15 protein-coding genes, 1 tRNA gene and 1 pseudogene are annotated in these 21145 nt (G+C 62.2%); 12 read left to right on the top strand and 5 right to left on the bottom strand.

Features of this window, described 5'->3' with window-relative positions; all coding sequences use genetic code 11:
- Positions 1–199: 199 nt before the first annotated feature.
- From fdnG to NCR98_RS18955, 3 genes are read left to right on the top strand one after another with little or no spacing between them, the layout of a single operon-like run.
- Positions 200–3277, top strand: a complete 3078-nt coding sequence (gene fdnG / locus NCR98_RS18965) for a formate dehydrogenase-N subunit alpha (RefSeq protein ID WP_244828694.1) — start codon at positions 200–202, stop codon at positions 3275–3277.
- A 10-nt stretch (positions 3278–3287) separates the two neighbouring features.
- Positions 3288–4220: a formate dehydrogenase subunit beta gene (gene fdxH / locus NCR98_RS18960; RefSeq protein WP_244828693.1), complete on the top strand. Its 933-nt coding sequence runs from the start codon at positions 3288–3290 to the stop codon at positions 4218–4220.
- Entirely contained in the window at positions 4207–4857 is a 651-nt protein-coding gene (locus tag NCR98_RS18955; protein WP_244828692.1) for a formate dehydrogenase subunit gamma, read from the top strand. The genes fdxH and NCR98_RS18955 overlap by 14 nt, the downstream gene beginning before the upstream one ends.
- Before the next feature lie 12 nt (positions 4858–4869).
- Here NCR98_RS18955 and NCR98_RS18950 read toward each other — a convergent pair.
- Both NCR98_RS18950 and NCR98_RS18945 read right to left on the bottom strand, forming a co-directional pair.
- Positions 4870–5200, bottom strand: a pseudogene (locus NCR98_RS18950) (type II toxin-antitoxin system ChpB family toxin).
- Positions 5201–5210: 10 nt separating this feature from the next.
- Positions 5211–5462 carry an AbrB/MazE/SpoVT family DNA-binding domain-containing protein gene (locus NCR98_RS18945; protein WP_250526958.1) on the bottom strand — a complete coding sequence of 84 codons (252 nt, stop codon included), beginning with the start codon at positions 5460–5462 and terminating at the stop codon, positions 5211–5213.
- 117 nt (positions 5463–5579) lie between these two features.
- Here NCR98_RS18945 and fdhE point away from each other — a divergent pair, with 117 nt between their 5' ends.
- The 6 genes from fdhE to NCR98_RS18915 all read left to right on the top strand — a co-directional run bounded on the left by fdhE (position 5580) and on the right by NCR98_RS18915 (position 12862).
- Positions 5580–6557 carry a formate dehydrogenase accessory protein FdhE gene (gene fdhE, locus NCR98_RS18940; protein WP_250466599.1) on the top strand — a complete coding sequence of 326 codons (978 nt, stop codon included), beginning with the start codon at positions 5580–5582 and terminating at the stop codon, positions 6555–6557.
- A gap of 18 nt (positions 6558–6575) precedes the next feature.
- Complete coding sequence (gene selA / locus NCR98_RS18935; RefSeq protein ID WP_250466601.1) at positions 6576–8027, top strand: L-seryl-tRNA(Sec) selenium transferase; 1452 nt, start codon at positions 6576–6578, stop codon at positions 8025–8027.
- Complete coding sequence (gene selB, locus NCR98_RS18930; protein ID WP_250526957.1) at positions 8024–9937, top strand: selenocysteine-specific translation elongation factor; 1914 nt, start codon at positions 8024–8026, stop codon at positions 9935–9937. Before selA ends, selB begins: the two co-directional genes overlap by 4 nt.
- Positions 9938–9998: 61 nt before the next feature.
- On the top strand, positions 9999–12002 hold the full coding sequence (locus NCR98_RS18925) for a bifunctional DedA family/phosphatase PAP2 family protein (RefSeq protein WP_250466603.1): 2004 nt from the start codon (positions 9999–10001) through the stop codon (positions 12000–12002).
- A gap of 48 nt (positions 12003–12050) precedes the next feature.
- On the top strand, positions 12051–12671 hold the full coding sequence (locus NCR98_RS18920) for a DedA family protein (RefSeq protein WP_250526956.1): 621 nt from the start codon (positions 12051–12053) through the stop codon (positions 12669–12671).
- A gap of 95 nt (positions 12672–12766) precedes the next feature.
- Positions 12767–12862 (top strand) — tRNA-Sec (locus NCR98_RS18915).
- Positions 12863–12892: 30 nt separating this feature from the next.
- Here NCR98_RS18915 and NCR98_RS18910 read toward each other — a convergent pair.
- A complete protein-coding gene (locus tag NCR98_RS18910) occupies positions 12893–14125 on the bottom strand; it encodes an NHL repeat-containing protein (protein WP_250466607.1) in 1233 nt (410 codons plus the stop codon).
- A 541-nt stretch (positions 14126–14666) separates the two neighbouring features.
- On the opposite strand from NCR98_RS18910, the gene NCR98_RS18905 reads away from it, so the two are divergent.
- On the top strand, positions 14667–15557 hold the full coding sequence (locus NCR98_RS18905) for an NmrA family NAD(P)-binding protein (protein ID WP_250526955.1): 891 nt from the start codon (positions 14667–14669) through the stop codon (positions 15555–15557).
- Between the two features lie 455 nt (positions 15558–16012).
- Complete coding sequence (locus NCR98_RS18900; RefSeq protein WP_250526954.1) at positions 16013–16195, top strand: hypothetical protein; 183 nt, start codon at positions 16013–16015, stop codon at positions 16193–16195.
- Positions 16196–16267: 72 nt separating this feature from the next.
- Here the strand turns inward: NCR98_RS18900 and NCR98_RS18895 are convergent, their stop codons facing one another.
- Positions 16268–17179 carry a sterol desaturase family protein gene (locus NCR98_RS18895; protein WP_250526953.1) on the bottom strand — a complete coding sequence of 304 codons (912 nt, stop codon included), beginning with the start codon at positions 17177–17179 and terminating at the stop codon, positions 16268–16270.
- 342 nt (positions 17180–17521) lie between these two features.
- On the opposite strand from NCR98_RS18895, the gene NCR98_RS18890 reads away from it, so the two are divergent.
- The gene (locus NCR98_RS18890; protein WP_250526952.1) at positions 17522–19729 is read left to right on the top strand and encodes a TonB-dependent receptor; all 2208 of its coding nucleotides are present in this window, start codon (positions 17522–17524) and stop codon (positions 19727–19729) included.
- Positions 19730–19802: 73 nt separating this feature from the next.
- On the opposite strand, the gene NCR98_RS18885 is transcribed toward NCR98_RS18890, so the two are convergent.
- Positions 19803–21101, bottom strand: coding sequence for an SUMF1/EgtB/PvdO family nonheme iron enzyme (locus NCR98_RS18885; protein WP_250526951.1), 1299 nt, complete (start codon positions 21099–21101; stop codon positions 19803–19805).
- Positions 21102–21145 lie beyond the last annotated feature (44 nt).

Here is a 21145-nt window from a genome sequence, read left to right as displayed (position 1 = left end):
CGAACGAAGGAGAGCAGGAACTATTCCAGTCCAACCGTAAGTCGACGTGACTGAGTGCAACGTTTGGCTCTTGAACGCGCGTCGGCGCAACGCCACAACGAGGCTTCGCATCGAGTCGAAAGTGCCGTGTTCGCCAGCGAAATAAGACACCGCGCCCTATAATTTCGCCACCCACATTACAAAACGCCGAGGCACTAAAATGCTGCAAATGTCACGGCGACAGTTCCTGAAGGTCTCAGCGAGCACGCTCGCCGGATCGAGCCTGGCGGCGCTAGGCTTCTCTCCGGCACCGGCGCTTGCCGAGGTTCGTCAGTACAAGCTGTCGCGTACCACGGAAACGCGTAATACCTGCCCGTACTGCTCAGTCGGATGCGGCATCCTCATGTACGGCCTCGGCGACAACGCCAAGAATGCGAAGGCCAGCATCATCCATATCGAAGGCGACCCCGACCATCCCGTCAATCGCGGCACGCTGTGCCCGAAGGGTGCATCGCTCATTGACTTCATTCATAGCCCCAGCCGCCTCATGCATCCCGAGTATCGCGCGCCGGGATCGGACGAATGGAAGCGCATCTCGTGGGAAGACGCGCTCGACCGTATCGCCAAACTGATGAAGGAAGATCGCGACGCGAATTTCGTCGAGACCACGGCGGACGGCAAGAAGGTGAATCGCTGGCTGACCACGGGCATGCTCGCGGCGTCGGCGGGCAGCAACGAAGTCGGCTATCTGACGCATAAAACTGCCCGCAGCCTGGGCATGCTCGCATTCGACAATCAGGCGCGTGTCTGACATGGCCCGACGGTGGCAGGTCTTGCCCCGACGTTTGGCCGTGGAGCGATGACGAACCATTGGGTCGACATCAAGAACGCGGACGTGATTCTGGTAATGGGCGGCAACGCAGCCGAGGCGCATCCGTGCGGTTTCAAGTGGGTGACCGAGGCGAAGGCGCATCGCAAGACGCGTCTCATCGTGGTCGATCCGCGCTTTACGCGCACCGCATCGGTGGCGGATTTCTATGCGCCGATTCGCACGGGAAGCGACATCGCGTTCCTGGGCGGCATCATCAATTACCTGCTCACCAACGACAAGATTCAGCACGAGTACGTCCGCAACTACACGGACATGTCCTTTATCGTGCGCGAGGACTTCGCGTTCAAGGACGGCGAGTTCTCGGGCTATAACGCCGAGAAGCGCAACTACGACAAGTCGAGCTGGGACTACGAACGCGGCGACGATGGCTTCGTCAAGGTCGATCCGACCTTGCAGCATCCGCGCTGTGTCTACAACCTGCTCAAGCAGCATTTCTCGACCTATACGCCCGAGATGGTGACGAAGGTCTGCGGCACGCCGACCGACAAGTTCCTCAAGGTCTGCGAGATGCTTGCCACGACCGCCGCTCCGAATCGCGCGGGAACCATTCTGTATGCGCTCGGCTGGACGCATCACTCGGTTGGCGCGCAGATGATCCGCACCGGCGCGATGGTGCAACTTCTGCTTGGCAACATCGGCATGGCGGGCGGCGGCATGAACGCGCTGCGCGGGCACTCGAACATTCAAGGCCTGACCGATCTCGGCCTGATGTCGAATCTGCTGCCCGGCTATATGACTTTGCCGATGGAAGGCGAGCAGGACTTCGACGAGTTCATCAAGAAGCGCGCGACGCAGCCCTTGCGGCCGAATCAGTTGAGCTACTGGAAGAACTATCGCGCGTTCCATGTGAGCTTCATGAAGTCATGGTGGGGAGACAACGCGACCGCCGAGAACAACTTCGGCTTCGACTATCTGCCAAAACTCGACAAGTCCTACGACATGCTCCAGGTGTTCGAGCTGATGGCGCAGGGCAAGATGAACGGCTATATCGCGCAGGGTTTCAATCCGCTCGCGGCCGCGCCGAACAAGGCGAAGATCGGGCTTGGACTGTCGAAGCTGAAGTGGCTCGTCATCATGGACCCGCTCGCCACCGAGACTTCCGAGTTCTGGAAGAACCACGGCGAGTTCAACGATGTCGACGCCTCGAAGATTCAGACTGAAGTCTTCCGTCTGCCGACCACGTGTTTCGCGGAAGAGCGCGGCTCGCTCGTGAGTTCGAGCCGCGTGCTGCAATGGCACTGGCAGGGCGCGGTCGCTCCGGGCGAAGCGAAGAGCGACCTGGAGATCATGTCGGGGCTGTGGCTGCGCATTCGGCAGGCCTATAAGGAAAAGGGCGGCAAGTATCCCGATCCTATCCTCAATATGACCTGGCCTTACGCGGACCCGGAAAGTCCGACGCCCGAAGAGATCGCGATGGAGTTCAACGGCCGCGCGCTCGCGGATGTCGCCGATCCCACCGACAAGACGAAGGTGCTGGCGAAGAAGGGCGAGCAGTTGTCGAGCTTCGCGCTTTTGCGTGACGATGGCTCGACGGCGAGCGGTTGCTGGATCTTCTGCGGATCGTGGACGCAAGCGGGCAATCAGATGGGCCGGCGCGACAACTCGGACCCGACGGGCATCGGTCAAACGCTCGGCTGGGCGTGGGCGTGGCCGGCGAATCGCCGTGTGCTCTACAACCGCGCGTCATGCGATGTGAGCGGCAAGCCTTTCGACCCGACGCGCAAGCTGATCGCATGGAACGGCAAGGCGTGGACCGGACCGGACATTCCCGACTTCAAGGCCGACGAGCCCCCGGAGAACGGCATGAATCCGTTCATCATGAATCCGGAGGGCGTGGCGCGTTTCTTCGCGCGCGACGGCATGAACGAAGGACCGTTCCCGGTGCATTACGAACCGTTCGAGACGCCGCTCGGCTATAACCCGTTCTTCCCGGACAACAAGGCCGTGGTGAGCAATCCAGCCGCGCGCATCTTCCCGGATGACCGCGCGGCGCTCGGCACCGCCGACAAGTTCCCGGACACGGCGACGACCTATCGCCTGACCGAGCACTTCCACTACTGGACCAAGCACGCGCGGCTCAACGCCATCGTGCAGCCGCAGCAGTTCGTGGAAATCGGCGAGGAACACGCAAAGGAAGTGGGCGTCGTGGCGGGCGAGCGCGTGAAGGTATCGAGCAATCGCGGGCATATCGTCGCGGTGGCGCTCGTCACCAAGCGCATCAAGCCATTGAACGTGGAGGGCAAGAAGGTGCATACCGTCGGCCTGCCGCTGCATTGGGGCTTCAAGGGCCTCACGCAGCCGGGCTATCTCGTCAACACACTGACGCCTTCCGTGGGCGACGGGAACTCGCAGACACCGGAGTTCAAGTCGTTCCTCGTGAAGGTCGAAAAAGCCGAGAAGGCGTAAAGGAGACGAGATGGCTCTGCAATCGCTCGACATCAAGCGCCTCTCGGCCACCACCACGCCGCCGCCGCAAGTCCGCGAGCCGGTGACGGGGACGGTCGCGAAGCTCATCGACGTATCGAAGTGCATCGGCTGCAAGGCATGTCAGACGGCGTGCATGGAGTGGAACGACCTGCGCGACGACGTCGGTCATACGACCGGCGTCTACGACAATCCGCGTGATCTCACCGAACATTCGTGGACGGTGATGCGCTTCACGGAGTACGAGAACCCGAAGGGCGACCTCGAGTGGCTGATCCGCAAGGACGGCTGCATGCATTGCGAGGATCCGGGGTGTCTCAAGGCGTGTCCGTCGCCGGGCGCGATCGTGCAGTACACCAATGGCATCGTGGATTTTCACGAGGAAAACTGCATCGGCTGCGGATACTGCGTCACGGGCTGCCCGTTCAACATTCCGCGTATTTCCAAGGAAGATCATCGCGCGTACAAGTGCACGCTCTGTTCGGACCGCGTCGCGGTCGGGCAGGAGCCGGCGTGCGTGAAGACGTGTCCGACGGGCGCGATCATGTTCGGCACCAAGGTGGACATGATCACGCAAGCGGAGGATCGCATCGAAGACCTGAAGGAGCGCGGTTTCGAAAACGCGGGTCTTTACAACCCGGCGGGCGTGGGCGGCACGCATGTGATGTACGTGCTGCATCACGCGGATCAGCCGCAGCTTTATCACGGGCTCGCGAAAGACCCGCACATCAGTCCGCTGGTGTCGATCTGGAAAGGCGTGACCAAGCCGCTTGCAATGGCGGGTATCGCGCTGGCCGCGATCGCCGGGTTCTTCCACTACACGCGTGTCGGTCCGAACGAGGTGAGCGCGGAAGAAGAAGCCGAAGCACAGCACGAAGCCGAAGAGGCGTTTCAGCAAAGGGAGCGTTCGAATGAAACACGATAGCGAACTGCGCGACGTGAAGGGCAACCGCCTGATCGTCCGTTACACGCCGAACGAGCGCAGCAATCACTGGATCACCGCGATCACGTTCGTCTTGCTGGCGCTCTCCGGTCTCGCGATGTTTCATCCGTCGATGGCCTGGCTCTACGCAATCTTCGGCGGCGGCCAGTGGACGCGCATTCTGCATCCGTTCGTCGGCTGCGTGATGTTCGTCTCGTTCATGATTCTTGCGCTGCGTTTCTGGCATCACAACTATCTGGACAAAGCCGACGTGCAGTGGATGAAGCAGATCGACGACGTGCTGGCGAATCGCGAAGACCGGCTGCCGGAGATCGGCAAGTACAACGCCGGGCAAAAGCTGCTGTTCTTCACGATGGCCGCTTGCCTGCCGCTTCTGCTGTTGAGCGGCATCGTGATTTGGCGGCGTTACTTCTCGTTCTACTTTCCCATCGAGATCATTCGCGTGGCGGCGGTCGTGCATGCGGCGGCGGCGTTCGTGCTGATCGTCGGGATCATCGTGCATATCTACGCGGCGATCTGGATCAAGGGTTCCGTCGGCGCGATGACACGCGGCACGGTCACTTATGGATGGGCCAGGAAGCACCATCCGCGGTGGTTCAAGGAGATCATCGGCAAGTAGGCCGAATGCGCGTCAGTCGAGAATGGCGTGACGGCGCGCTAGCGCGTCGTCCGTCACTTCGATTGGCGCGCGTTCCTCGACTCGCACCGCGCGCTTCGAGGTCTAACGTGCGGACCATGTTGACGAGCGCGACGCCTTGCGTCCTTGTGCCAAGCCCGGCGAGCGGGACTGCGAAACCGGCGTATCGCGCGAAGCCGCCGCTCTGCATGACAGGCGCGACCAGTGCGGTCTCCAGCGCATTGAATGACGCAGCCGACAGCACGAGCCCGGGCCTGAAGTCGCTTTGTTGCTCATGGCCGATTGCCGGACTCAGGCCGACGTGCGCAATATCCCCGTGTCGAATTTGTTGCCTTTCACCATAGCTCACGTCCTACCGGTTTTGGATTGTTCCAGTCAGCCAATTCATCGGAGATAGGCGCCTTCGGGTCGCACTGCGCCAGCAGTTCCTCAAGCGAATACTCGCGACGAGCCGGCATCGGCATGATTCCCTCCGAGCACACCTCGACATTGAATTTGTCGCCAAGGGTCCGTTTCATGCCTTTCAGCAGCGCGGCGGGCAACCGGACTGCGGCGCCATTTCCCTGCTTCCGTATTGAAAGTTCCATTTAAGTTTCCGTTTGCGTGAACTCATTTTCGTACCTCCGCGCGGAGCTGAGCATCCCTGAGCGCTCCGTTATAAGCTGTTATTCTTGATCCCGCCCCGACCTTCCTTAAGGAATCCCGTGGTCCAACGCATTCTCGAAGCCGCCAAGATCGAGTCTCTCGATCCTTCGGCCATTCCCCGTCTTCGCATGCCCGAACGCGGCACCGTGTTCGCCGCCCGCGCCGCGCGTCTGTTGCAACTCGCCGAAGCGAGCAATCCGATCGCGGGCTATCTGCGTCTCATGGCCGCGCTCGCCGATGCGCAGCAACGCATCCTTTCGACCTCCACCGCATTGATGCCCGCGCGCGAGTCGATCGAACGCAATCAGCAGCATTCGATGCCTATCGTCCCCGCGCTCACCGACGAGCGCGATCCCGCGTGGCGCGACGTGCTGTTCATGCTGCTCGACAGTATCGAAGCCGCGGGCGCGCTTACGCCGCCGCTCGCGCAACTCGTCGCGCGTCTGCGCACGACCGACGCCGCCACGCTCGACACGCAGGCCGACGCGATCATCGCGCTGCGCTTCGCGGAGATCGATCCGGCGGCGGCGCCATTCATCGTCGCCGCGCTGCAAGTGGTGTGGACCGATCTGGCCACGCGCATCGCCGTGTCGGATGTGCCTTATCTCGATGCGCCCGGCGTCTGCCCGCTCTGCGGCTCGATGCCGGTGGCGAGCATCGTGCGCGTCGGCGGCACGCATGATGGATATCGCTACGTGCAGTGCGGCTTGTGCTCGACCGAATGGCATGTCGTGCGCGCCAAATGCTCGAATTGCGACTCCACCAAGGGCATTGCGTATCACGCCATGGGCACGCCCACGGACGACGAAACCGAGGAACAACGCGCCGCCCGCGCGAAGCAGGCCGCGCTCAAGGCCGAGTCGTGCGACGAATGCGGCATCTACAGAAAGATCGGCTATCAAGACAAGGCCTACGACTTCGAGCCTTACGCCGACGATCTGGCAAGCCTCACGCTCGACCTTCTGATGGGCGACGCCGGTTTTCGCCGTGCGTCGCCGCATCCGTGGCTGTGGCCCGAACACGTCGATGAAGCATGAAGGGAAGAGGATAGAAGCGTGAGTAATGTCACCGGCAACAACGACAGCGAATTGCGCGCGCTGATGGCACGAGTGCCATCGGTGGAGCGCGTGCTGGCATCGGCGGCATTCGCGCCGGTCTTGGCCGCGCACGGACGCACGCAGACGCTCGCCGTGCTGCGCGCGTCGCTCGACGCATGGCGCGCCGAAGCGCAGGCGGGCCGCGCATCCGTCGAGGCACTGGCCGATGCGAGCCTCGCGGCAAGCGTCGGCGCGACGCTCGACAAGCGCGCGGAAAGCAGCGTGAAAAGCGTCTTCAATCTCACGGGCACGGTGCTGCACACGAACCTCGGCCGCGCGCTGTTGCCGGATGAAGCGCTGCGCGCCGTCGCCGAAGTCCTGTCGCGGCCGGCCAATCTCGAATTCGATCTCGCGACCGGCGCGCGCGGCGACCGCGATGACCTCATCAACGAACTCATCTGTGAACTGACGGGCGCCGAAGCCGCGACGGTCGTCAACAACAACGCGGCCGCCGTGCTGCTGACGCTGTCCGCGCTGGCCGCGCGTCGCGAAGTGATCGTGTCGCGCGGCGAGCTGGTCGAGATTGGCGGCGCGTTTCGCATTCCCGACATCATGAGCCGCGCGGGCGCGAAGTTGCGCGAAGTCGGCACGACCAACCGCACGCATCTGAAGGATTACGACGAAGCGATCAACGCCAGGACCGCGCTCCTGATGAAAGTGCATTGCAGCAACTACGCGGTCACGGGCTTCACCAAGGAAGTCACGCTCGCGGAACTCGCGCCGCTCGCGAGGACGCGCGGCTTGCCGGTTGTCGTGGATCTCGGCAGCGGCACGCTCGTCGATTTGGCGCAATGGGGCTTGCCGCGCGAGGCCACGGTTCGCGAGACGGTCGAGGCTGGCGCGCAACTCGTCACCTTCAGCGGCGACAAGCTGCTCGGCGGCCCGCAGGCGGGCCTGATCGTCGGTACGAAGGAACTGATCGCGAAGATCAAGAAGCATCCGCTCAAGCGTGCGCTGCGGGTCGGCAAGCTCACGCTCGCGGCGCTCGAAGCGGTGTTGCGGCTTTATCGCACGCCGGAGACGCTCGCCGAACGTCTCACCACCTTGCGCCTGCTGACGCGTCCAGCGGACGCCATGCGCCTTGCCGCCGAACGCATCCGGCCCGTGCTGCAGGCAATGACCGGTGCGGATTTCGTCGTCGCCACCGAGCCGATGTTCAGCCAGATCGGCAGCGGCGCGTTGCCGGTCGATGTCCTGCCGAGCTACGGCCTCGTCGTGCGGCTCACGAGCGGCAAGAAGGCGGGCGGCCAGTTGAATCGCATCGAGCGCAGACTGCGCGATCTGCCGCGCCCGGTCATCGGGCGCATTGCGGATAACGCGCTGTGGCTCGATCTGCGCTGTCTCGAAGCACAGGACGAAGCCGCGTTCATCGCCCAGTTGGAGATGCGGGCAACGGGCCGCAACGCATGATCGTCGGCACGGCGGGCCATATCGATCACGGCAAGACCACACTCGTGCGCGTGTTGTCGGGGGTGGATACGGATCGTCTGAAGGAAGAGAAGGCGCGTGGCATTTCCATCGAACTGGGTTATGCATACGTGCCGCTTGGCGATGGCGGCGTGCTCGGCTTCATCGACGTGCCGGGGCACGAAAAGCTCGTGCATACGATGGCCGCGGGCGCATGCGGCATCGACTTCGCGCTCGTCGTGATCGCCGCCGACGATGGCGTTATGCCGCAAACGCGCGAACATCTTGCGATTCTTCAGTTGCTCGGCGTGAAAGATGGCGCAGTGGCGGTGACGAAGTCCGATCGTGTCGATGCCGCGCGCCTGAACGAAGTCCATGCCGAAATCGCCGCGCTGCTGGCCGGTACCGCTTTGCTAGACGCACCGCTCTTTAACACCAACGCCACGCGCGATGACGACTCCGGCGTGGCCGCGCTGAACGCGCATCTGCACGATGTCGCCAAGCACTGGCGCGCGCGCCGCGACGACGGCTTCTTTCGTTTGGCCGTGGACCGCGTGTTCACGCTCGCGGGCCAGGGCACGGTGGCGACCGGCACGGTGTTCACGGGGCAGACGAAGGTCGGCGACACGCTGGCGCTCGCGCCGCGCGAGGGCGAAGCGCCGGTTCGTGTGCGCAGCATTCACGCGCAGAATCGCGCTTCGGAGACGGGGCGCGCGGGCGAGCGCTGCGCGCTCAATCTCGCGGGCATCGAGAAGGACGCGCTGTCGCGCGGCGACTGGATTCTCGATGCGCGTCTCGCGCGCGCGTCCGAGCGAATCGACGTCGAACTCACGCTTCTCGCCGATACCTCGCCGGCGCTCACGCACTGGAGCCCGCTGCATGTACATCTGGGCACGATGCACCGCGTCGCGCACATCGCCTTGCTCGACGGCGAAACGCTCGCGGCCGGGCAGACGGCGCGCGTGCAACTCGTATTCGATAAGCCGGTTTGCGCGCTGCCGGGCGACCGCTTCATCGTTCGCAATGCGCAGGCGGATAAAACGGTAGGCGGCGGGCGTGTGCTCGACCCGTTTGCGCCCGCACGCAAGCGCCGCACGCCGCAGCGCCACGCGTGGCTCGATGCGCTCACCGCGATGCTCGACACCGGCGCCATCGGCGAACTCTTCGCGCAGTCGCCGTATGGCTTGCCGCGCTCGCTCGTCGAGCATCTTGCAGGTCGAACGCTTGGATCGATGACCCAGCCCGACGGTCTGCGCAGCATACCCATTCACGACGATGCGCTCTTGATCAGCGTCGCGCGATGGGACGCGCTGCACGCGTGTCTGACGGATGCACTCGCCGCCTTCCACGAACGCTTTGCGGACGAGCAAGGCCCGGATACCGCGCGCCTGCGCCGCATGGCCGCGCCGCTCGCGCCCGAAGCGCTGTGGCGCGCGCTCATCGACGACGCCGTGACGCAAGGCACGATTGCGCGAAGCGGTCCGTGGCTGCATTTGCCATCGCATACGGTTACGCTCGATGCCGCCGAGGACGCGCTGGCCCGCGTCGTGCTCCCATCGATCGAGAAAGGCCGCTTCGACCCGCCGTGGGTCAGGGATTTGGCCACCACGCATGGCGTGCCCGAAGACGCGGTGCGGCGTCTGTTGCGCAAGCTCTCGCGCCGTGGCGATGTCTTTCAGGTGGTGCGCGACTTGTTTTACGGACGCGCGTCCATTGCAGCACTTGCACGGCTGGCTGCCGAACATGCAAACGCGAACGGTGCGATAGGCGCGGCCGCATTTCGCGATGCCAGCGCGCTCGGCCGCAAACGCGCGATCCAGGTTTTGGAGTTCTTCGACAGGGTTGGGTACACTCGGTTTCACCGCGACCTTCATCTGTTGCGAACCGACAGCCGCTGGCACGAATCCGTCTGACTATCGAACGTCGAGTTACGACGTGGAGACCTTCGCGGCGCACGCTGTCGCGTGAAATCCGATGGAGCATTCCTACTACAAGCTCTTGCATCTTCTGTCGAGCCATCCCGAATGGACGCTCGTGGTAGTGCTGCTTGCGTCGTTTCTGGAGTCGCTCGCATTCATCGGCACCTTCATTCCGGGCAGCACGGCCATGTTCATCGCGGGCGCGCTCGTCGGAACCGGCGCGCTGAATCTCGGCTGGGTGATGGTCTGCGCGGTCGTTGGCGCCATTGCGGGCGACGCGGTCAGCTTCTGGTTCGGCAAGCGCTATGCAACGAGCATTGCGCAGATGTGGCCGTTTCGGGCGCATCCCGGCGCACTCGTCGCCGGCCGAAGATACTTCGACAAACACGGCGCGAAGAGCGTGGTGCTCGCGCGTTTCGTCGGACCGATGCGCGCGGTGGTGCCGGTCGTCGCTGGCGTCGCGGGCATGACGCCCGCGCGCTTTCTGGCGGTCAACATCATTTCCGCGCTGATCTGGGCGCCGCTGCACATCCTGCCGGGCGTGGTCTTCGGAGCTTCGATCGAACTGGCGGGCGCGGTATCGATCCGGCTCGTGGTGATCCTCGTTATCCTCGCGGCGCTTGCGTGGCTCGTGTTCAATCTCGCGCGCGTGGTGATTTCGCATGCGAAGGAATGGACGTTCGCCTCGCGCGACATGTTGCTTGCGACCTGCCAGCAACGCCGTGGTCTGGCCGCGCGGATGCTCGCACGCGCGCTCGATCCGGGCAATCCTGCGACCGGGCTCATCGTGATGATTTCCGCGCTGCTGCTCGTCTCGGCGGTCGCGTTCTTCTACGTGCTGTCGGGCGTGGCGCGCGGCAGTTCGCTCGTGCAGGTGGACACCTCCATCTTCCGGCTGTTGCAGTCGTTCCGTTCGACCTGGGCCGATTCCATCCTCGATGCCGCCGCCACGCTCGGCAGCACGCCGACGCTCGCCGCGCTCGCCGTGACGGTCGTCGTGTGGATGGTGTTCGAGCGGCGCTGGCGCACGGTCACGTACTGGCTCGTCGCCGTCGTGTTTTCGCAATTGCTGGTGCTCGCGATCCGCTTCACCGCGCGCGATCCGATGCTCGTCACGCTCGCGCCCGCCGACCATTCTTTTCTGAGCAGTCACGTCTCGGCCACGGTCGTGATCTACGGCTTTCTCGCGTTCTTGCTGCTGCGGCGCGTCGGCACCATTTCGGGTGTGTTGATCGCGACGGCGACATCGGCGATCGTCACGGCCGTCGCGCTCGCCGGGTTGTACTTCGGCCGCTTCACCATTTCCGCCGTGCTCGGCAGCGTCGCGCTCGCGGCCATCTGGGTGTTTCTGATCGCGCTCACGGCGGTGTGGCGCAATCCCGGCAAACCGAAGCCGCGTCCGTGGATGCCGTTCGCGGTGCTAGCCGTCATCTGCGCAAGCGTGGCGTTGCAGTTGAGCGATTCATCCGAGGCGCACAGCGCGCCGCCCGTCACGGTCGTCATCACGCCGATTCAATGGACCGATACCTTCTGGCGCACGTTCTCGTGCTACCGGTCGGCCATGGATGGCGACCGTCGTGAGCCGATCACCGTGCAATGGGCGGCCACGCCCGCGCAGATCCGCGCGCAACTGACGAGCCGCGGCTGGACCGAGGTGTCGGGTGTGTCGGTGAAGAGCGTGATGTCGGTGGTGTCGCCCAACGCACCGGCGGTCGCCTTGCCCGCGCTGCCGCGTCTGAACAACGGCGAGCCGTCGAAGCTCGTGTTCACGCGATCCCATCTCGGCCCGCAGGAGCGCGACGTCCTGCGTTTTTGGCCCACGAACTACGCGCTAGGCATGGGCGCCCGCGCGCGGCCCATGCCGATCTGGCTCGGGTCCGTGGTCCATGAGCGCATCAGGCGACCGACCTGGCCGTTCAACGTGCTGCGCCCGGACTTGCGTGGCGACCCGATGGCGTTCGACCGTGGCGCGAGTTCGCCGTGGGGCGGCATTGAAATTGCGAATAGCGCGGGGTGCGGCGGCATTCCCGTGATGCTCGTCGAATCGCGGGCCGATTGAGCGCGTCCGGCCGCGAGACCACAGACCACAACGAACCGAGGAAGACGCGTGATTCAGATACCGCCATCGGCGATTGCGCAGTGGGGCGGGGCGGCGGTGTTCGCCAATGTGCTGCTGACGCGGCTCGGTGTGCCGCTGCCTTCCGCGCCGTTGCTGCTGTTCGCGGGAACGGCCGTCGCGAACGGGCGGCTCTCGTTCGTCTCCGTGCTGGTGGCGGCGGTGGCGGGCGCGCTCATTGGCGACGGTGTGTGGTTTGCGGCGGGACGCATCCACGGGCGCAAGCTCATTGCCGCGCTTTCGCGTCGCTCCTACGCGATCGACAACGGCATGCGTACGACCGGCGCCCTTTTCGAGCGGCATGGCGCGCCTATCGTCGCGGTATCGAAGTTCATACCGGGACTCGGACTCGTCACGCCGCCCTTGATGGGTACGACGCAAATCGCCGTGCCCGCGTTCGTTCTTTGGGATACGGGTGGGATCGTCGCGTGGGCTGCGTTCTGGCTGCTGGGCGGCGCGCTCTTTCAGCGGCAACTGCAATGGACGCTGATGGAGTTGCATCTGCACGGCGCGACGGTGATCGACCTGCTGGTGGTGCTCGCGCTTATCTTCTTCGCGTACCGTCTGTTACGCCGCAAGCCGCCGCATCAGCCTAGCGACAAGAGCGGTTAATGGCCGGTGCGCCGGCACGTATGCGAATTACGCATCACCGCTATAATCGCGGCGCGCCTGGTCGAAGTGTTGTCAGCGTGCTGAGTTTCTCCGCAGGAAGGCATTCGTATCCGGTGGTACGGCCGGGCTTCAAACCCGGTTGGGGATGTCAGACATTCCCAGGTCGGTTCGACTCCGGCTGCCTTCCGCCAATGCCTTTCCTCGCGCCTCTTTGGGTGCCGTTAGCGACGCTCGTACGACAACGTCGCCGGATCGCTGTTTCTGAAAACCGCGAACCACGGATCGACGAGGCCTCCGCCAACCGGAACGACGACGTCGCATTTCTTCGTGCGCGTGTCGCATCGGCGCAATTCGCCTGTCGTCTCCGCTGCGCTCCCAGAGATCGGAATGTACAGCTTTCCTTCGGGACCGAAGATCAGTGCCTGCGCGGATGCTCGCGGTTTATCGAAGTCGGATAGCGGCAAGGAGTCGACGACTTTCCCGCTCCTCACGTCGAACTTCAGAATGCGGTCGACGTTGTTCTTATCCAGCGGATCGGCGCTGCTGGTGGTATCGCGAAAACTCGTGACCCAAAGGTAGCCCTTGTCGTCGAACACCAAGCCTTCTGGCCGATGGAATCCGAACTTCAAGCCCTGACTTTGCACCGATGCATTGGTCGCAATCACCTTGTCCAGTTTATGGGTGTAGGGATTGAAGCGAAGGATGTACGCGAGCAGCGATAAGGGGTCCGTCGGCGCTACCGCAGGACAGCCGCGCGCCGCGACATACAGCATGCCGTCCGGCCCGAATACGACGCCACGCGGATAAAAGCCCGCCGCGAATCCGACACGGTCCAGCGTGCGAACGAACGCGCCCGATTCGCTGTATTCCCGCACATCGCCTTCGTCCACCTTCGTGCAAGTTTGCCCGCTCTTGATGACGTTCGCGACGTAGTAATGGTCCGGCTGATAACCGTAATGCCAGTCGCGCGTGCCGCCGCCGAAAACGATGCCCTGCGGCGCATAAGGTACGTTTCGCGATTTTGGATTCACGAGGTACTGCTCGAACATGCCCGTGCGCCCATTCAGCTTGATGACGTCGCCACTCGCCGTAGGATCGATGCTGAAGTTTTGAATGCTGGCGATCAAGGAGGCGTCGTTGAAGATGATGCCCATGACGCCGTTCAACTCGCCACCGAAGGTAGAAGATGCGAAAACGCGCACGGCTCCGGTACGGAGGTCGACCTGCTTGATGGTGTCATCGTTCGTGTCATTCGGGTCGCCGATATCGCCGACGAAGATGCTCTCGCTTCTGTTGCCACCTCCTCGCGAGAACGAGTCATCGGCTTGCGCCCAATGCGTCGTGAATATGCCGCCCGCGACGGCCGCACCCAAAAATAATGAACGAAGAATCTTCGACGCGAATACCGCTCTTGCGTGCCGTGTCTCGCTTGAGACCGGGAAAGCTGGTTTCATTGCCGCCTCCATGGATGAGCTTGATGTGTTCCTCGTATGCGCCACGGTCCGATCGCGCATCCGTGTCGCGACATGTGTGTACGGCCGTGGCTTTCATCGACGTCGCGTGCGGCGTCTGGTCTTGCTGAATTGCGCGGACAAAAGGAGAGGCGTGCTCGTGTCCGTCGAGCAGCATGAATTCGTTTGGAGTCTGAAATATACCGAACGGTCGGATGCGCGGTGCTTTCTGGCGCGCGCTGGGACGCTGGCGATGACCTGACTTAGCATAGTCGGAACGAAGCGGAATGCAAGGCAATGACAAGACGCTCGTCGGATGCGTCCGGTGGGTTTCGGGCACAGCCGATTCAGCGTGAATCTTCGAGCCATGCGGAATTCACAATTCAGACTTGCTTTGACCTCTGTATAGATTTTGGCTAACATCCAATCACTTGGTGTGTTCGTTTCGGGTTTTTGCAGCTCTCGTCCGCGCTTAAAAGTGCATATGCACTTTAGCCGGCCAACCTGGAACGGACGTGCTTAACCACGAAACAGGAGAGGCATCATGGGACAGCAACGAATTTTGGTTACGGCAGCGGCGGGCAAGACGGGCGTGCATACCGTTCAAAACCTGCTCGACAGCGGACATGCAGTCCGCGCGCTCGTGCGAACAGTGGATGCGCGCAGCGAGGCGCTTCGGCAGGCCGGGGCGGAAGTCATCGTCGGAGACTTGCTCTCGCACGACGACGCCATTCGTGCGACGGATGGCGTCTCTGCCGCGTATCTCTGTTTTCCCGTGCGTCCGGGCTTCATCCAGGCGACCGCCTATTTCGCCGATGCAGCGCGTCGCAATGGACTCGATGTCGTCGTCAACATGTCGCAAATCTCCGCGCGAGAAGATTCGAAGAGCCACGCGGCGCGCGACCATTGGATTGCCGAGAGAGTGCTCGACTGGTCGGGCGTGCCGACGGTGCATATCCGTCCGACGTTTTTCTCCGAGTGGATGGTTTTTCCGTGGGTGCGCGATACGATCGTGCAGGACGGCAAGATTGCGCTGCCATTCGGCAACGGACGTCACGCGCCGATTGCCGCCGAAGATCAGGCGCGCTTCATCGCGACAGCGCTCGCGAAACCCGCAGGTCATATCGGCAAGACGTACGAGCTTTGCGGTCCCATCGAGCTGAGTCAGAAGGAAATTGCCGAGAAGATCGGCGCGGTGCTCGATCGCAAAGTCGTCTACGACCCGATGACGCTCGACGCTTATCGCGAGCATCTGAGCCAATACAAGTTGCCCGAATTCATGATCCAGCATTTCATCGAAGTGGCGGTGGACTATCAGAACGGCGTGTTCGAAGGGCGCGACGAGATCATCGGCCGGGTCACCGGGAAGGCGCCGCAGACCGTCGAGGAGTTTGTGGAAGCTAATCGTGCTGCGTTCGGGAAGCGCGACATTTAAGGTGCGTGCTTTATAGCGTTGCCGTGGCGCGTTTAGCGTAAGAACGCGTCACCGGCTCGATTCAGCATCACGGACGTGTGCCGTTTGCAGATGTTCTCTGCATTCACGCGTCGCATGCGTTCCGACCCGTAGCGGTCTTTGGGTACGCTGGCTTATTCGCTGCAGAGCGCGTACCGCGTCGTCCGCGCCATGTACGGCCGAATAGCTTGAGTTTTGCAACCGGTCTAAATCGTTACCGGCCGACTGGCAGCGCAACGTATATGCGTCTTGCCAAACGACAGACATATTTAGGACGTTTAATAAAGTATCTTTCGTGCAGCTTGGTTACGATTGGGGTTCCGCTTGCTTTCGAACGACCGAGCCTGGTGGCTCCGGTTGTCGACAGCTTAAGTATCTGGCGACAGCATGTTTGCTGAAAGCGGACTGTCGCCCCACATAACCAGAAAAGGTTTGAAATGATCAAGATCGATCGCATTGCACTGGCACAATCGAATATCGCTGGCGGCGCTGTGAAGCAGGGCACGGGCACCGGTCCGTACTCGCCGAACACGCCTGCCGCACCGACGCAAACGGGCACTGCCAGTTCCGTCATCATCGTCAACGGTCAGACGGTCATCAGTCAAAGCGTCACGTTCTAACGAACGCTGCGGCTGACAGTCGACAAAGGCGGATCGCACGATCCGCCTTTGATCGAGTGCGGTAACTGCCGTTTAACCCGCCTGCGCGGGTTGCACGCTGTCTTTCTGCCTGCGCTGCAGTTCCTGCGTCGTCTCGCCTTGACCGTTCGGCAACCAACCCGGCGGGCGAAGCACGAAGGAGACGGCATCCGAAACGCGCTTTGCACCGGCCATGTCTTTTGCAAGGCTCACCCAGTGCTCCGTCTCCACGACGACCGGGTTATGCGAAGTGGTCGGCGTTGTCAGGCCGTAGCGGCAGGGTTCATCGGCGCGTTCCTCCACGTAAGTGCCGAACAGCCGGTCGAAGATAATCAGCACACCGCCGAAGTTGGCATCCAGGTAAGTGGCATTCGAAGCATGATGAACTCGGTGTGAAGAGGGCGTGTTGAACACGTATTCGAGCCAGCCGAGCTTGGGTATCCACGTAGCGTGCAACCAGAACTGATCGAGCAGATTGATGGACACGACGGCTATCACCACTTCCGGTTTCACGCCGAGCCACGAGAGCGGCGTGAAGAAGATGGCCGAACCCGTGAGCTTGGTGGTCCAGCCGAGCCGATAAGCGGATGACAACGTCAACTGGTTCGGCGAGTGATGAACCGCGTGGCTCGCCCAGAAGAAGCGCACCGTATGCGCTATGCGGTGATACCAGTAGTAGCAGAACTCCTGGCCAATGAAGAGCAGGAAGATCGTCAGCATGTCGTTGGTCGCGACGGTATGGATACGGTGTTCCCACGCGAAATGAAACACAGGCGTTGCTAGCGAAAGCGGCAAGAACGCGAGCAGCTTTCGGCCGATCAGATCGGCGAGCGAAATCCAGAACTCGTGCCAGTCAAACGCGCGGTCGGTGCCTTTGTACTTGCCATGCAGCACGAACGCTTCGGTCATCGATGCAACAAGCACGATGGCCATCATGTACGTCGTGATTTTGCCGATCAATTCCATGATTTCACTCGGTTCCAGTAGGTTGCGAATGAAGTCACTTTAGCGATCGACTTCGTTGAAAACCATGCAGAAGTTATTTCGCGGGATGTCACGTCAACGACCTGCACCGGGCCTGCCGAAAAATCGAATTTAGATGCGCTTGCCTTTGGACAGCCGACTGAATGTTGCGTCGCTACAAATTTTCCATGCGGTTAATGATAACGAATCGCATTTACCCTATAATGCCGGCGACAACAGAACAGACCGAACGTGCGTGAGCCTTTCGGCGTTCGCCAAAAAATCCCGCCCGGATTCCCCTTGCCCTGGGACGGTAACCGACCATCACCGACGTTCTTCCGATTCATGCCCGTGTTCCGTTCGAATTCCGCGCAGGCCTTGCCTGCCAAGGCGCTTGTTCATCGCGCCGCTATCGTTGCCGCTATCGCCGTCGTGTTTTCCGTGTCGGCCCAAGCTCAAACTGCCGACGCTCCATCCAGCACCGATAACAGTGCTTCTCCCGCCAACACTTTGCCTGCGGTCAAGGTTCAGGCATCGAAAGAAGCGTTGCCCGGTTCGCTCGAACCGACTTATGCAGGCGGCCAAGTCGCGCGCGGCGCAAGTTTTGGCGTGCTCGGCCAGCAGAAGATGCTCGACGTGCCGTTCAGCATGACGACTTACACGTCCAAGCTGATCGAAGATCAACAAGCGCGCACTATCGGCGACGTGCTGATGAACGACCCGTCCGTGCGCACGTCTTACGGCTTCGGCAACTTCGCCGAGACCTACGTCATTCGCGGCTTCCAGTTGCAGGGCGACGATGTGTCGCTCAACGGTCTCTATGGCATCACGCCGCGCCAGCTCGTCGCGACCGACGCGCTCGAACGCGTCGATGTCTTCAAGGGCGCAAATGCGTTTCTGAATGGCGCATCGCCGGGCGGTTCGGCGGTGGGCGGCGGTTTAAATCTGCAATTGAAGCGCGCCGACGATAAGCCGCTTACGCGCGTGACGGTCGAAGAAACCGCTTCGGGCGATTTCGGCGCGCATGTCGACGTGGGTCGCCGTTTCGGCAGCGAAGGGCAGTTCGGTATTCGCGTGAACCAGGCGAATCACGACGGCGAGACGAGTATCGACGGCGAACATCGGCGCGACAATACGACGGCCGTGTCGCTCGACTGGCGCGGCGAAAAGCTGCGTCTCTACGGCGATTTTCTGTATCAGCGCCAGCGCGTGAACGGCGGCCGGCCGACGGTCAACGACTCGGCGAATTACATCCCCGAGCCGCCCTCGGCCACGTATAACTATGCGCAGACGTGGAGCTATTCATCGCTCGAAGATACCGTCGGCATCCTGCGCGCGGAATACGATTTTCTGCCTGGCTGGACGGCTTACGTGACGGGCGGCACGCGTCACACCAACGAGCACGGGGAGTATTCGTCGCCCACGGTGAGCGCGACGGGCGTGACGGCCACGCGTCTCGGCGTGCCGCACCAGGAGGACAACACGTCGGCGGAAGCGGGTGTGCACGGTCATTTCAACACGGGACCGGTGTCGCATTTCGTGGCGGCGGGCGCGTCGATCGTACGGACGGATTCGCAGTCGGCCTACACGCTTTCCGGTTCGTTCCCGACGAGTCTGTATGACACGCCGCAAGTCGGCTATCCGGCTAACGCGTTCACGGGCGGCAATCTGCAAGATCCGCAGACCACCGCGCTGAATCTGCTGCGCAGCATTTCCGTGTCGGATACGCTCGGCTTCCTGAACGATCGCGTGCTCTTCACCATCGGCGCGCGGCATCAGGAATTGCTGTCGAATTCTTACTCGTACACCGGAGCGCAGACGGCGAACTATAACCAGTCGATCACGACGCCGGTCTTCGGCCTGGTCGTGAAGCCATGGGAAAACGTGGCGCTGTTCGCGAATCGCAGCGAAGCACTGACCATCGGCGACACGGCGCCCAACACCGCGCTCAACTTCGGGCAGCAACTCGCGCCCGAGAAGTCGAAGCAATACGAAGTCGGCGCGAAGTACGACAACGGCAAGTACGGCGCATCGCTCGCGCTATTCCAGATCGAAAAGCCGATGACCTACACCAACACCGCGGGCTTCTTCGTCGCGGACGGTGACGAACGCCATCGCGGCGTGGAGGCATCGGTGTACGGCGAGCCGGTAAAGGGCGTGCGCCTGATCGCGGGCGCGACTTACATCAACGCGACGCAGCAGGACACGGGCACCGCCGTGACCAACGGCAACAAGCCGATCGGCGTGCCGACCATGATGTTCAACCTGAACGCGGAATACGATGTGCCGATGCTAAACGGCCTCACGCTAACGGCGCGCTGGATCCACACGGGCTCGCAGTATCTGAACGTGAACAACACGTTGTCGATCCCGGCGTGGGATACCTTCGACCTCGGCGCGCGCTACTCGACAGCGGTTTTCGGCCGTCCGACGACCTTCCGCGCAAGCGTGCTCAACGTGGCGAACAAATCTTACTGGTCGTCGACGAGCGGCGGGTATTTGCTGCAAGGCGCGCCGCGCACGGTGCTGTTGTCGGTGACGACGGACTTCTGATGCTCACGTAAAAACGCCGCCGGTTCGCAATGGAACTGGCGGCGTTTTCGTTTGCGCGATACACGTCAGGCGATCAGGCACTTATGCAGCGAAACCCAGCGTAGACGTACTGGTAACGCCCTTGAAACCAGTTGCGAAAACTTGGTCTCAACATGCATGCCGCGGTACGCGGTGAGCCGCCCTTCATGATGAAGTGCTTGCCGTCGAAGAAATTGGCCGAATAGCCGAGATAGAACGGGAAGGGCTCGAAGCCTTCGAGCGGCCCGAAGACCGTCGAGGTCCATTCCCAGCCATTGCCAAACTGGCCTTCGACGCCAAAGCCGCTGCGATTCTCTGGATAGGCCTGCACGGGTGAGGGGTCCCAGCGCCGGAAGTCGAAGTTGCCTTCCACTTCGTGCGGCGCGCCTTCCGCCGCGCGCTGCCATTGCGCCTCGCTCGGCAGCGCCTTGCCGGCCCAGCGCGCATAGGCGTTCGCCTCGGCATAACTCACGTACACCGGCCAGTCGAGCGGCAACTCGATTTCCTCGAACATCGTGCGCAGTCGCCAGCCATCGGAGCTGTCGCTTTCGGCGGGAATCCAGAAGGCCGGATGCGCCACGCGTTGCTCCTCCTTCCACGCCCAGTCGGCATCGGTCCAATAGGCACGATTCCAGTAGCCGCCGGCATCGATGAAGCGCAAATAGTCGCCGTTCGTCACCATGTGGCGGTCGATCACGAACGCAGGCACGTTCACACGAACCTGGCCGAACTCGTTGTCCCAACCGAACATGCCGCCTTCGCGCGTCAGCCCGAGTGTCGCCGTTCCGGCCGGCACGCTCACCGTCTCGTGGGAAAGTTCACTTTCGGAGTTTCGCTGCGAAATCGCATTCGCCGGCGCGATTTTTCTATCGACTGGCAATTGATGCAGCATGTAGGCAAGCGTTTCGGCGTGCATCAGCCGATGTTCGATTGCGACTTCCAGCAACTGCGCGGGCGATTCGTCGGCGGAAAGCGGCCGTGCGGCGATGGTCACCGGATCGAATTGCGCGTCGATATCCGCGCGCACGCGGTCGCGATACGCCCGCACTTCGGCGAGCGTGGGCCAGTCGGCGGGCTGATCGGTGGGCAAGCCGCCATCGACCGGATCGATGCCAAAAGCAAACAGTTGGTCGTAGGCAGGATTGAAGTCCGGCAGGTCGAAGAGCCGTTTGTCGAGCAGATTACGGTCGAAGGCTTCGAGATGCCCGATGTAGAAAACGATGCGATGCCGTTCGGCAATCGGCCGGTCGTAAAGATGCTCCGGCTTGACGATATCGAACAATTCGTCGGTCACGCGACGCGCCTCGGCGAGCCGGTCGAGCAACGGGTGACGCAGGGAAGGTTCGCGATTCATGTCGCCCAATCTCCGTGGCTTAGCCAATCAGAAAGATTAAAGCG

This window comes from Caballeronia sp. GAWG2-1 (assembly GCF_023631405.1).
In the GTDB taxonomy this organism is placed as follows: domain Bacteria; phylum Pseudomonadota; class Gammaproteobacteria; order Burkholderiales; family Burkholderiaceae; genus Caballeronia.
The sequence above is the reverse complement of the archived record's forward strand: the minus strand, read 5'-3'. Positions and strand labels throughout refer to the sequence as shown.